Here is a 12,833-nt window from a genome sequence, read left to right on the forward strand (position 1 = left end):
GGGGGCTTCCCCCTGTGAGGATAGGACGTTGCCAGGCACTTGACCGATCTGCAGATTGCAGGTCGGTCTTTTTGTGTTTTCTAAAAAGCCTTATCAGTTGCATTTCTTTTTTTAGATGATTACTATTAAATCAAACAATAGTCAAAGATGGTCAGAGAGGTGGTGCCAATGCAAAACATCACAGATATCATCGAAGCCTATTTAAAGCAAATTTTACACGACGAAAAGACGATTGAAATCAAACGTCAAGAAATTGCACAACGTTTTGACTGTGTTCCATCACAAATCAACTACGTCATTAATACTCGTTTTACGGTCGAGAAGGGCTATTTTGTTGAAAGTAAACGGGGTGGCGGTGGATACATTCGCATTCAAAAAATCGTTGTGCTCGATAGTCACGATCTATTAGACGAAGTCAGTTCATGGATTGGTGATCATTTGACGGAACAAGCTGCAGAAGATTATTTGATTCGTTTGATGAACGAACAATTACTGACGCGGCGGGAAGCTATTTTGATTCAATCGCTGTTGCAAAAAGAGAGTTTGCCAATGGCGGTCGAAGATCAACACCGGATGCGTGCCCACTTGATGCGGACGCTTCTTCAAACCATGAAGCGACTCTAGTCGTCGGACATTGGAGGAATGCATGATGCGTTGTCAACGATGTGGCGAACGAGAAGCAATCGTCCGTGTCAAACTTCCACAAGAATCGGAAACCGATGAAAAGTTCTTATGCTCGGTTTGTGTGCGGGAGTTAGCACGTGAATATCAAGGGACGGCGTGTCCGTCTTGTGGTATGACCCGTCAACAATTGCTTCATCTTCGTAAAGTCGGTTGCCCGACTTGTTATTCATTTTTTAAAGACGAAGTCGACGGCATGGTTCGTCAATTCCAACACGGTCATACGCAACATTATGGCTCACGGCCTGATGAGGAATCCGTTGAAAAACGATTGAACCAGCAGCTCAGTCGACTGAAAGAACAACTCAACCGCAAAATCTTAGCAGAAGATTATGAAGAAGCAGAAATCATAAAACAACAGATTGAGAGTGTCGAGGAGGATTTGCGTCATGTTTGAAGAGTTGCTCCAACACCCTTTAAGCGAATCGATGAATCAATCTTCTCCCTTTGACGACATCGTCGTTTCGACACGGATCCGGTTGGCGCGTAATACGACACGTTATCCGTTCTCAACGATGTTGTCAGAAGCACAAGCGAATGCGCTCATTGAAGAGACCGAACGCCAACTAAACGGGATGAAAGGGTTCCGGTTTGGTCGCGTTGATCAAGCAGATGTTCTGACGCGAACCGCTTTAGTAGAAAAGCATCTGATCAGTCCAGCGTTAGCAAGTCATCCACGGACAGGACTCTTCATTAGTGAGGATGAACAGATTAGTGTCATGGTAAACGAAGAGGATCATTTCCGAATTCAGACGTTATTACCGGGACTTCAACTTGAAGAAGCGTTTCGGATCGCAAAACAAGTCGATCGTTTGATCAGTGAACGATTTAAAATTGCTTTTGATGATACGCTTGGTTATTTAACGACATGTCCGAGTAACGTCGGAACAGGTCTTCGTGCTTCCGTGATGTTGCACTTACCGGGACTGGTCCTGACGAATCAGATTCAAGGCTATATCAAACACTTACGACAGCTCGGATTCGCGATTCGTGGGCGTTACGGCGAGGGAAGCGATGCCTCTGGTCGCATGTTCCAACTTTCGAACCAACGGACGCTTGGGGCAAGTGAAGATATGCTGATCACGGACTATCAATTTGCCGTCGAAGCATTAATTGAAGCAGAACAGGCAGCACGAAAAGGATTATTGGAGATGTATCAAGAAGAACTAGAGGACAGACTATATCGTTCCTACGGTGTCCTGACATCAGCTCGACTGATTACGGCGCGGGAAGCAACGGAACGACTATCGGATGTTCGCTTAGCAGACAGTCTGGGACTAGAAGTCAATCTTCCTCCAAATCTTTTTCATCAACTGCTCGTTTCATTACAAACAGGTTTTCTACAAAAGCATTTCGGGAAACAATTAACATCTAGAGAACGGGACATTGAACGGGCGAAACGAATCCGGACGATGTTAACCGAACAGACAAACAGGGATCACACACAAGGAGGTTTTGCATAATGATGTTTGGACGATTCACAGAACGTGCACAACGTGTATTGGCACTTGCTCAAGAAGAGGCAGTACGGTTGGGGCACCACAATATCGGAACAGAACACATTTTACTCGGACTTGTACGTGAAGGAGACGGAATCGCTGCGAAAGCCTTAACAGCACTCGGTCTCAGTTCAGATAAAATTCAGATGGAAGTCGAAGCATTGATCGGTCGCGGACAAGATGGTGCAACGACGATTCACTATACACCACGTGCGAAAAAAGTCATCGAGTTATCAATGGATGAGGCACGTAAACTAGGCCACTCTTACGTTGGAACAGAACACCTCTTACTCGGATTGATCCGAGAAGGAGAGGGCGTTGCTGCTCGTGTCTTGAATAACTTAGGCATCAGTCTTTCAAAAGCCCGTCAGCAAGTACTCCAGTTGCTCGGGAACAGTGAAACGACAGCAAACGCGTCGCAAGCAGGTTCAGGTGTCGCAACACCAACACTTGATGGTCTTGCTCGTGATTTGACACAGCAAGCGCGTGAAACACGTCTTGATCCAGTTATCGGTCGTGCGAAAGAAATTCAACGCGTCATCGAAGTCTTGAGCCGCCGGACGAAAAATAACCCGGTCTTGATCGGGGAACCAGGGGTCGGTAAAACGGCTGTCGTCGAAGGTCTCGCTCAACAAATCATCAACAATGAAGTACCGGAGACGTTACGCAATAAACGCGTTATGGTACTTGACATGGGGACACTCGTCGCTGGTACGAAATACCGTGGTGAATTCGAAGATCGTTTGAAAAAGGTCATGGATGAGATTCGTCAAGCGGGTAACATCATTCTCTTCATTGATGAGTTGCATACATTGATCGGAGCGGGTGGAGCAGAAGGTGCGATCGATGCATCGAACATCCTTAAACCATCGCTCGCACGAGGCGAACTCCAGTGTATTGGAGCAACGACTCTTGATGAGTACCGGAAATACATCGAGAAAGATGCGGCACTCGAACGTCGTTTCCAACCGATCCAAGTTGCAGAGCCAACAACGGATGAAGCAACACAAATCCTATTTGGTCTTCGCGATCGTTATGAAGCACACCACCGTGTGACAATCACAGACGAAGCGATTCAAGAAGCCGTCACATTGTCAGATCGATACATTTCGGATCGTTTCCTTCCGGATAAAGCGATCGATTTGATTGATGAAGCGGCATCGAAAGTTCGGTTGCGTTCATACACAGCACCACCGAACTTAAAAGAAGTCGAAGCGAAACTTGAAGGTATCCGCAAGGACAAGGACGAAGCGGTCCAAAGCCAAGAGTTCGAAAAAGCAGCAAGCCTCCGCGATACGGAACAAAAATTACGCGATGAGCTTGAGCGTTTGAAAGAGGAATGGCAGAATAAACAAGGCAACGAAAAATTGGAAGTCACAAAAGATGACATCGCACAAGTCGTTGCCAACTGGACAGGTGTACCGGTTACGAAGATCGCGGAAGAAGAGACGGATCGTCTCCTTCGCCTCGAAGAAATCCTTCACGATCGTGTCATCGGTCAAAATGAAGCCGTTAAATCAATTTCAAAAGCCATCCGTCGCGCACGTGCTGGACTGAAAGATCCAAAACGTCCGATCGGTTCATTCATCTTCCTCGGTCCTACTGGGGTTGGTAAGACAGAACTAGCTCGTGCGGTTGCCGAAGCGATGTTCGGAGATGAGGATGCGATCATCCGGATCGACATGTCAGAGTACATGGAGAAACATGCAACGAGCCGTCTCGTCGGTTCACCTCCAGGATATGTCGGTTACGAAGAAGGCGGTCAATTAACGGAAAAAGTTCGCCGGAAACCATACTCAGTCATCTTACTTGATGAAATCGAAAAAGCGCACCCGGAAGTCTTCAACATTCTCTTGCAAGTACTTGATGATGGACGCTTAACAGACTCGAAAGGTCGGACGGTTGATTTCCGTAACACGATCATCGTCATGACATCGAACGTCGGTGCAAGTGCCCTTAAACGGAATAAATATGTCGGATTCGCTGTTTCGGAAGATACGGATCGCGAATACAAAGACATGAAAGATAAAGTCATGGAAGAACTCAAACGGGCGTTCCGTCCAGAGTTCTTGAACCGGATTGATGAAACGATCGTCTTCCACTCACTCGAGAAACAACACATCGAAGAGATCGTGAAGTTGATGGCGAAAACCCTTGAAAAACGTTTGGCTGAACAGGAAATTCATTTCGAATTGACACCAGCTGCCCTCTCGAAGATTGCCGATATCGGATACGATCCAGAGTACGGCGCACGTCCAATCCGTCGTGCCCTTCAACGGGAAGCGGAAGACCGGTTGTCAGAAGCATTGCTCGCAGGCGATATCCAAAAAGGAGAACGTGTTGCGCTTGATGTCGAAGAGAACGAATTCATCGTTCGCCGGAATCACGTGAGTTCTGCCGCAACGGAATAAGCACTGAGCACAGGGCCAGCTTTCGCACTTTCTGAGCGAAGCTGGTTCTTTTTTTGAAACAGAAAGGATGAATCGATTGGCTAAGTTAAAAACAAAATTCGTTTGTCAAAGCTGTGGGACCGAATCACCGAAATGGATGGGACGTTGTTCTGGATGCGGAGAATGGAACACGATGGTCGAAGAAGTCGTCGAAGAGAAAAAAGGACGGCGCGGTGCCGCTTTCGTTCATACGACGACAAAACAATTGAAGCCAGAGCGCCTCGCGAACATCGTCTCACAAGAAGAGAGTCGCGTCTTTACCGGAAGTGGTGAATTCGACCGTGTCCTCGGAGGCGGTATCGTTCCAGGTTCGATGGTGCTTGTTGGAGGAGATCCGGGGATCGGGAAGTCGACGATCTTACTGCAGACGAGCGCACGTCTTGCCCAACGCGGCGAAAAAGTGCTCTACATTTCAGGAGAAGAATCGCTCAAACAAACTAAATTGCGCGCGGAACGGCTTGGCTTACCAACTCAGGATTTGTTCGTCCTCAGTGAGACGGATATGAACATGATTGAACGTGTCGTCGATGAAGAACAGCCACGTTTTTTAATCATCGACTCGATTCAAACCGTTTACATTGATGAAATCCAGTCTGCACCCGGGAGTGTGACACAGGTACGTGAATGTACGGCGATGCTGATGAAAATTGCGAAGAGTCGCGGGATTGCGATCTTCATCGTTGGTCACGTCACGAAACAGGGTTCGATTGCTGGACCACGTTTACTGGAGCACATGGTGGATGCCGTCTTGTATTTCGAAGGCGAACGTCATCATACGTTCCGGATTCTGCGTGCCGTCAAAAACCGATTTGGTTCAACGAATGAGATCGGAATTTTTGAGATGCGGGAGTCTGGTCTTGAAGAAGTCTTGAATCCTTCAGAAATTTTCCTCGAGGAGCGGACGTCCGGTGTATCCGGTTCGACGATCGTCGCTTCCATGGAAGGGACACGGACGGTCCTCGTCGAACTGCAAGCGTTGATTTCACCGACGTCATTCGGGAATCCTAGACGGATGGCGACCGGAATCGATCAAAATAAGGTGGCCTTATTGATGGCTGTGCTTGAGAAACGATCGGGTCTTCTCTTACAGACACAAGATGCGTACCTCAAGGCAGCCGGTGGTGTGAAGCTTGATGAACCTGCGATTGACTTGGCGGTTTGTGTCGCGATTGCTTCTAGTTTCCGTGACAAGCCGACGCGTCCGACGGATGTCGTGATTGGTGAAGTCGGATTGACAGGTGAGGTTCGCCGTGTATCGCGGATTGAACAACGTGTAGCAGAAGCAGCTAAACTCGGTTTCACACGGGCGATCATTCCGAAAAATAACTTAGGCGGCTGGACGTATCCGGACGGGATTACGGTCGTCGGTGTCGAGAGTGTGGACGAAGCATTACGTGAAACGATTCCGTTTTAAGCTGGAATGACGCAAAAAATGGGGGAACTGTAATGGATATGTAAACAGTTTCCCCTCCTTCCGGCGTAGGTAGTTCAAATCAGTACATGTTACAATGAACTTAAAATAAGCAAAGGAGGTGAGAAGATTGAAAATCGTCATTCGGGTATTTTTTGCATTACTCGGACTTGCCCTCGGGATTTTGTTGCTTCCTCAGTTCTTCCAATTAATTGAAACGGCAACGAATACGACATTCCCTGCATGGTTGATGAGCGAATACGTAACTGGAACGATTGGTGCACTCATATTCTTATTAATTGGATTATTCATTACGGATTCGGTAATTCGACTTCTCCGATTTTTAGAAGAACGACTCGTCAAAGCCCCGGTGGCAGATCTCTTTTTTGGAACATTTGGTTTGTTGATTGGGTTGGTACTGGCCTTTCTCGTCAGTACATTGATTGATTTGGTAGGTATTCCTGTCCTCAGTAACGTTTTAACAATCTTCGTGACCGCGTTATTCGGATATCTTGGCTTTACGGTCGGATATCGTAAACGTCATGAATTGACGAAAATCTTCTTACGTAGCAACCAAAGTGAAAAAAAGGCGACGCCAGAAGTCGTCGTCCCAGCAAAGTCAAACAGTAAGGTACTCGATACGAGCGTCATCATCGACGGGCGAATTACGGATATCACAAAAACCGGCTTCGTCGAAGGAAAACTGATCGTCCCGCAATTCGTCATCGGGGAGTTGCAGTACATCGCCGATTCTTCCGATACGTTGAAACGAAACCGTGGACGTCGTGGACTCGATGTCTTAAAAGAGTTACAAGAGATTCCTGGAGTCGAAGTCGAAATTTATGATGGCGATTTCGAGGATGTACCGGAAGTCGATATTAAACTGATCAAACTCGCGGAACTCGTCAAAGGGATCGTCGTCACGAACGACTATAACTTGAACAAAGTTTGTGAAGTCCGACATGTTCCTGTTCTCAACATCAATGATCTGGCGAATGCCGTCAAACAAGTCGTCATTCCAGGAGAAGAGATGACCGTCCTTGTCATCAAGGAAGGAAAAGAACAAAAACAGGGCATTGCCTATCTCGAAGATGGAACGATGGTCGTTGTTGAAGGAGGCAAACACCTCATTTCGAAAACGATTGGCGTTGTCGTCACGAGTGTCTTGCAGACATCAGCTGGACGAATGATTTTTGCGAAACCACAAGAAAAATGAGACACTATGCCTAGAGAGACATCGAGAGGCATTCGGATAGACCCCGCAACGGATTCGATTTCATGATCGAGTCCGTTTTCGGTGTGATGGAATGGATCACGATGATCAGTGAGAGAGAAAAGAGGGAATGGGATGTCTACAGCCACATATCGCGTCGTCATCCCCGCTGCCGGTGCCGGTAAGCGGATGGGCGCAGATCGTAATAAATTGATGCTTGAACTAAGAGAACGTCCAATCATCGCTTGGACACTGGATGTCTTCGAGGCAGATCCGGCATGTACGGAAATCGTCCTTGCGATCAATCCATTAGAACGGGAGTGGTTTACAAGTATTATCGCGTCTTATAAGACATCGATTAGACTTGTCGCGGGTGGTGCCGAACGTCAGGAAAGTGTGCTCCGTGGTCTTGAGGCGTTAGAAGGCGAGGGGATCGTTCTGATCCATGATGGTGCCCGACCATTCATTTCACAAGCAGCGATTCATGCGGTTGTACAAGCAGCAGTCCTAGATCAGGCGGCGATTCTTGCCGTGCCGATCAAAGATACCGTCAAACGGATCGAAGCAAATCACATCAGTGAGACCGTCCCGCGGGAACACCTGATGGCAGCGCAGACACCACAAGCGTTTGATCTTGCGACGATTCGCACGGTTCATGAAAAAGCGGCAACGAAATACCTAGGAACCGATGATGCAAGTTTGATAGAATGGGACGGAGGAAAAGTAACGATCGTCCACGGTCACTACGAAAATATCAAGATGACGACACCGGACGATTTGTGGTTCGGTGAAGCGATTCTAATGAAACGAGGGAAATGACGATGATTCGAATTGGACAAGGTTTTGATGTACATGCCTTTGCAGAAGATCGGAAATTGATTTTAGGCGGCATCGAGATTCCGCACACGAAAGGATTGCTCGGTCACTCGGATGCAGACGTCTTGTTACATACGATTGCCGACGCGGCACTTGGTGCAATCGCAGCAGGGGATATCGGAAAACATTTTCCGGATACGGATCCGGAATTCAAGGATGCCGATTCAGCAAAATTGCTGCAGCATGTTTACGCGCTCGTTAAACAACAAGGGTATGAGCTTGGCAACCTAGATGCGACAGTCATCGCACAGGCACCAAAGCTCCGTCCGTACATCGACACGATGCGTGCACGGATCGCGGAATTGCTCGAAGCGGACATTGAACAGATCAATGTCAAGGCAACGACGACGGAATGGTTAGGTTTTACGGGACGAGAAGAGGGAATCGCTTGTCAAGCAGTGATTCTACTGAAACGAATCGAAGAATAAGGTATACTAGATAAGCGAATTTTAGTCGAAGGAGTGATTGGCAATGGCAGAAGTACGAGTACGTTATGCCCCAAGTCCAACAGGACACTTGCATATCGGGAATGCCCGGACTGCATTATTTAACTATCTGTTTGCGCGCCACTTAGGCGGTAAGATGGTATTACGAATCGAGGATACGGACCAAAAGCGGAATATCGCAGGCGGTGTCGAGAGTCAAATGAAGAACCTCGAGTGGCTCGGTGTCGATTGGGACGAAGGTCCGGGTCGTGGTGGCGAGTACGGTCCTTATTCACAAATGGAGCGTCTCGATATCTATCAAAAGTACACGGACGAGTTACTTGAAAAAGGACTTGCTTACCGTTGCTACATGACATCGGAAGAGCTCGAAGCAGAACGCGAAGCACAAATCGCACGTGGAGAAGCACCACGTTATTCAGGAGCACACCGTAACCTGACAGCAGAACAAGAAGAAGCGTTCCGCGCAGAAGGTCGCACGCCGTCCATTCGGATTCGTGTACCGGAAGATGTCACGTATACATGGAATGATATCGTTAAAGACGATGTCTCATTCGAATCAAAAGACTTCGGCGACTGGGTCATCGTCAAAAAAGACGGCATTCCGACGTATAACTTTGCCGTCGTCATCGACGATCACTTGATGGCGATCAGCCATGTTCTTCGTGGGGATGATCATATTTCGAACACACCGAAACAGATGATGATCTATGATGCGTTCGGTTGGGAATACCCGACGTTCGGTCACATGACATTGATCGTCAACGAATCACACAAGAAACTCTCGAAACGTGATCACTCGATCATTCAGTATATCGAGCAGTATAAAGAGCTCGGTTATCTCCCGGAAGCATTGCTCAACTTCATCACGCTTCTCGGTTGGTCACCAGTCGGCGAACAAGAGATCTTCACGAAAGAAGAGTTCATCGAAATCTTTGACGCGGATCGTCTCTCGAAGAGTCCAGCTGTCTTTGACCAAAACAAATTGGCTTGGATCAACAGCCAGTACATGAAACATCAATCGTTCGAAGAAGTGTTCGAAGCCAGTCTTCCGTTCCTACAAGAAGCAGGTCGCGTCGAAGCGTCACCTTCAGAAGAAGAGCTCGCTTGGGCACGTGATCTCGTCGCGTTATACCGCGAACAGATGACGCATGGCGCGGAAATCGTCAAGCTTTCAGAGATGTTCTTTGAGGACGAAGTGGTGTATGATGAAGAGGCAAACACTGTCTTGAGTGGCGAGACGGTTCCGACTGTACTTGCAGAATTCGCGAACCAGTTACGCGCTCTCGAAGAGTGGACACCAGAAGCGATTAAAGCATCGATCAAAGCGACGCAAAAAGCGACTGGTCAAAAAGGTAAAAACTTGTTCATGCCAATTCGTGTCGCGACGACAGGACAGACACATGGTCCAGAACTCCCGAACACGATTCAATTACTAGGAAAAGACCGTGTGCTTGCACGGCTTGAAGCAGAATAACGAAAGCGTAGACGAGGAAAGTAACGATGCGTCTTCTTCTCCAGAGACAAGCTCGAATGGTGCGAGGGCTTGAAGAAGCGAATCATGAAATGCCCCTCTGAGTGCTGCCCGAAATCCGTGAGAGTAGGCGCAGACGTATCTCCGGCGTTAACGGACGTCGAGAGGGACGAGTCAATCGTCCAAACAGAGTGGGACCGCGCTTCGTTAGCGTCTCTGTGCAGCAATGCATGGAGGCGCTTTTTCTTATGGAGAGGAGAACGTATATGGCACGGATACGAGAAGATATCCGCAATGTGTTTGAGCAAGATCCAGCTGCCCGCAGCACGTTAGAAGTCATTTTGACATACCCGGGCTTACATGCGATTTGGATGCATCGCCTGGCCCATCGACTCTGGAATGCAAAATTCCGCTTACTCAGTCGATTCATTTCGCAGTTCAGTCGCTTTTTGACAGGCATCGAGATTCATCCAGGAGCGACGATCGGACGCCGGTTCTTTATTGATCACGGGATGGGTGTCGTCATTGGTGAGACGACGATCATTGGTGATGACGTCACGTTGTTTCAAGGCGTGACGCTCGGCGGAACGGGGAAAGAAACAGGAAAGCGTCATCCGACGATCGAAGACGGTGTACTTGTCTCAGCCGGTGCCCGTGTCCTTGGTGATATCACGATCGGGGCATACTCGAAAATCGGTGCCAGTTCCGTCGTCTTAAAAAACGTTCCTCCAAATGCAACCGTCGTCGGTATTCCGGGACGCGTCGTCATTCAGGACGGCATGAAGGTCGAAGCACCACTTGATCATCGTTTCCCGGATCCGGTCAGCGAATGCCAAGAGCGGATTGAAAAGGAACTAGAAGTATTAAAACAAGAAATTGAACGGATTAAAGGAGGGCGACGTCATGATTCAACTGTACAACAGCATGACCGGAAAAAAGGAACCATTTAAACCATTAGAAGAAGGAAAGGTCAAGATGTATGTCTGTGGCCCGACGGTATACAACTACATTCATATCGGGAACGCACGTCCAGCCATCGTCTTCGATACGGTCCGCCGCTACTTCACATACCGCGGATATGAAGTCAAATATGTCTCGAACTTCACGGACGTCGATGATAAGATCATCCGGACAGCGAACGAACTCGGAGAAGACTATCATGCGTTGACGAAACGTTTCATCGAGGCGTATCACGCGGACACGGGCGCCTTGAATGTCCAAAAAGCGGACATCCATCCGCTTGTCACGGAAACGATGGACGATATCATCGCCTTCATCGAAGTTCTCGTCGAAAAAGGCAATGCCTACGCATCAAGCGGAGATGTCTACTTCCGGACGCGTAGCTTCGATGATTATGGACAATTGAGCCAACAGTCGATTGATGAATTGCGTGCAGGCGCACGAATTGAAGTTGGAGAGAAAAAAGAAGATCCGCTTGATTTCGTGCTCTGGAAAGCAGCAAAACCAGGGGAGCCGGCATGGACAAGTCCATGGGGCGAAGGACGACCAGGCTGGCACATCGAGTGCTCGGCGATGGCGAAGAAATACCTCGGGGAGACGATTGATATCCATGCTGGCGGACAAGATTTGAAGTTCCCGCACCATGAGAATGAGATCGCCCAGTCGGAAGCATGCAACTCACAGAAATTCGCGAACTACTGGATGCATAACGGGTTCTTAAACATCGAAAACGAGAAGATGTCGAAGTCGCTCGGTAACTTCCTGACAGTCCATGAAGCGATCCAAGCAGTCGATCCGATGGTGTTACGTTTCTTCATGTTATCGGTTCAGTATCGTCACCCGATCAACTACAGTCGTGAACTAATCGATCAAGCAGCGAACGGTCTCGCACGGATTCGAGAATCGGTCGCAAACATCGAACACCGCCTTGAAATGACGGCCGATCTCGGAACAGGTGACGAGAAATGGTTGAATCGTCTAGCGGCGATCAAGGAACACTTCATCACATCGATGGATGATGATTTCAATACAGCGAACGCTGTGACGGATTTATTCGATCTCTCAAAAGAAGCCAACTTGTACCTCGGAGAAGCACATGTGTCGAAACAGGTGCTCGAACAGTTCCTCGCACTCTTCTCGGAATTATCAGATGTCCTCGGTGTCACGTTGACAGTCGACAAAGGCTTACTCGATGAAGAAGTCGAACAGTTGATCGAAGAGCGGAACACAGCCCGTCAAAATCGTGACTTCGCACGAGCGGACGCCATCCGCGATCAGCTGCGTGATCAAGGGATATTGCTGGAAGACACAGCACAAGGGATGCGGTGGAAGCGCGGATGAAGAACTACAAACAACTGAATGCACTCGCGTTAGCGTACATGGGCGATGTCGTCTATGAGATTCGTGTGCGGGAGCGATTGCTCGAACAAGGTTATGTGAAGCCGGGCGAGTTGCATAAAGCAGCTGTCCGGTACGTTCGGGCTCAAGCACAAGCAATGGTCGTGACGCACTGGTTGAACACGGATGCGTTGACAGAAGAAGAGGCAGCGGTCGTCCGGCGCGGAAAGAACGCGAAATCCGGTTCTGTCCCGAAGAGCACGGACGTCCACACGTATCGCTACGCGACAGCATTTGAAGCATTGCTCGGTTATATTTATCTTTCAGAAGGAGGGGATCGCCTTGAAGAACTCATCGGACAAGCGTTCGAACTACTCGAAGCCGAAAAAACAGACGAATCCTAAGGCTACCGGCGCGAAGCCGAAAACGAAGGCGCAGCGCCCAGCGCAAGAGAAACGAAAAGCCGCTCCAGTCAAGGAACAGCCCGT

General features: G+C 48.5%; 12 protein-coding genes and 1 other annotated feature. All 12 genes read left to right on the forward strand.

Annotated features, from left to right (window positions below; genetic code table 11):
• Nucleotides 1-168 precede the first annotated feature (168 nt).
• Nucleotides 169-624 carry a CtsR family transcriptional regulator gene (locus ITJ88_RS14600; RefSeq protein WP_023466578.1) on the forward strand — a complete coding sequence of 152 codons (456 nt, stop codon included), beginning with the start codon at nt 169-171 and terminating at the stop codon, nt 622-624.
• Between the two features lie 25 nt (nt 625-649).
• Entirely contained in the window at nt 650-1,078 is a 429-nt protein-coding gene (locus ITJ88_RS14605; RefSeq protein ID WP_029343073.1) for a hypothetical protein, read from the forward strand.
• The gene (locus ITJ88_RS14610; RefSeq protein WP_195866116.1) at nt 1,071-2,144 is read left to right on the forward strand and encodes a protein arginine kinase; all 1,074 of its coding nucleotides are present in this window, start codon (nt 1,071-1,073) and stop codon (nt 2,142-2,144) included. The genes ITJ88_RS14605 and ITJ88_RS14610 overlap by 8 nt, the downstream gene beginning before the upstream one ends.
• Nucleotides 2,144-4,591 (forward strand): ATP-dependent protease ATP-binding subunit ClpC, encoded by a 2,448-nt coding sequence (gene clpC, locus ITJ88_RS14615; protein WP_023466588.1) that lies wholly within the window; start codon nt 2,144-2,146, stop codon nt 4,589-4,591. Before ITJ88_RS14610 ends, clpC begins: the two co-directional genes overlap by 1 nt.
• 76 nt (nt 4,592-4,667) lie before the next feature.
• On the forward strand, nt 4,668-6,044 hold the full coding sequence (gene radA / locus ITJ88_RS14620) for a DNA repair protein RadA (RefSeq protein ID WP_029343076.1): 1,377 nt from the start codon (nt 4,668-4,670) through the stop codon (nt 6,042-6,044).
• Nucleotides 6,045-6,171: 127 nt separating this feature from the next.
• Nucleotides 6,172-7,257: a PIN/TRAM domain-containing protein gene (locus ITJ88_RS14625; protein ID WP_195866117.1), complete on the forward strand. Its 1,086-nt coding sequence runs from the start codon at nt 6,172-6,174 to the stop codon at nt 7,255-7,257.
• 132 nt (nt 7,258-7,389) lie between these two features.
• Nucleotides 7,390-8,073: a 2-C-methyl-D-erythritol 4-phosphate cytidylyltransferase gene (ispD, locus tag ITJ88_RS14630; protein WP_195866118.1), complete on the forward strand. Its 684-nt coding sequence runs from the start codon at nt 7,390-7,392 to the stop codon at nt 8,071-8,073.
• A gap of 2 nt (nt 8,074-8,075) precedes the next feature.
• Complete coding sequence (gene ispF, locus ITJ88_RS14635; protein ID WP_029343079.1) at nt 8,076-8,558, forward strand: 2-C-methyl-D-erythritol 2,4-cyclodiphosphate synthase; 483 nt, start codon at nt 8,076-8,078, stop codon at nt 8,556-8,558.
• Between the two features lie 43 nt (nt 8,559-8,601).
• Nucleotides 8,602-10,050: a glutamate--tRNA ligase gene (gene gltX, locus ITJ88_RS14640; RefSeq protein WP_023466595.1), complete on the forward strand. Its 1,449-nt coding sequence runs from the start codon at nt 8,602-8,604 to the stop codon at nt 10,048-10,050.
• Nucleotides 10,050-10,268 (forward strand) — a binding site (T-box leader). Its footprint overlaps the gene before it by 1 nt.
• Nucleotides 10,269-10,295: 27 nt before the next feature.
• The gene (gene epsC / locus ITJ88_RS14645; RefSeq protein WP_370567843.1) at nt 10,296-10,997 is read left to right on the forward strand and encodes a serine O-acetyltransferase EpsC; all 702 of its coding nucleotides are present in this window, start codon (nt 10,296-10,298) and stop codon (nt 10,995-10,997) included.
• Nucleotides 10,951-12,348, forward strand: coding sequence for a cysteine--tRNA ligase (gene cysS, locus ITJ88_RS14650; RefSeq protein WP_087681151.1), 1,398 nt, complete (start codon nt 10,951-10,953; stop codon nt 12,346-12,348). The genes epsC and cysS overlap by 47 nt, the downstream gene beginning before the upstream one ends.
• Entirely contained in the window at nt 12,345-12,749 is a 405-nt protein-coding gene (locus tag ITJ88_RS14655) for a Mini-ribonuclease 3 (protein WP_195866120.1), read from the forward strand. The genes cysS and ITJ88_RS14655 overlap by 4 nt, the downstream gene beginning before the upstream one ends.
• Nucleotides 12,750-12,833: the final 84 nt, after the last annotated feature.

This window comes from Exiguobacterium abrahamii, assembly GCF_015645365.1.
Lineage (GTDB): Bacteria > Bacillota > Bacilli > Exiguobacteriales > Exiguobacteriaceae > Exiguobacterium_A > Exiguobacterium_A abrahamii.

What these genes read in the sequence shown, in the direction of transcription:
- ITJ88_RS14655 (WP_195866120.1), top strand. Translation starts at nt 12,345, where the DNA reads ATGAAGAACTACAAACAACTGAATGCACTCGCGTTAGCGTACATGGGC.
- ITJ88_RS14610 (WP_195866116.1), top strand. Translation starts at nt 1,071, where the DNA reads ATGTTTGAAGAGTTGCTCCAACACCCTTTAAGCGAATCGATGAATCAA.
- ITJ88_RS14605 (WP_029343073.1), top strand. Translation starts at nt 650, where the DNA reads ATGCGTTGTCAACGATGTGGCGAACGAGAAGCAATCGTCCGTGTCAAA.
- ispF (WP_029343079.1), top strand. Translation starts at nt 8,076, where the DNA reads ATGATTCGAATTGGACAAGGTTTTGATGTACATGCCTTTGCAGAAGAT.
- cysS (WP_087681151.1), top strand. Translation starts at nt 10,951, where the DNA reads ATGATTCAACTGTACAACAGCATGACCGGAAAAAAGGAACCATTTAAA.
- epsC (WP_370567843.1), top strand. Translation starts at nt 10,296, where the DNA reads ATGGAGAGGAGAACGTATATGGCACGGATACGAGAAGATATCCGCAAT.
- ispD (WP_195866118.1), top strand. Translation starts at nt 7,390, where the DNA reads ATGTCTACAGCCACATATCGCGTCGTCATCCCCGCTGCCGGTGCCGGT.
- clpC (WP_023466588.1), top strand. Translation starts at nt 2,144, where the DNA reads ATGATGTTTGGACGATTCACAGAACGTGCACAACGTGTATTGGCACTT.
- gltX (WP_023466595.1), top strand. Translation starts at nt 8,602, where the DNA reads ATGGCAGAAGTACGAGTACGTTATGCCCCAAGTCCAACAGGACACTTG.
- ITJ88_RS14600 (WP_023466578.1), top strand. Translation starts at nt 169, where the DNA reads ATGCAAAACATCACAGATATCATCGAAGCCTATTTAAAGCAAATTTTA.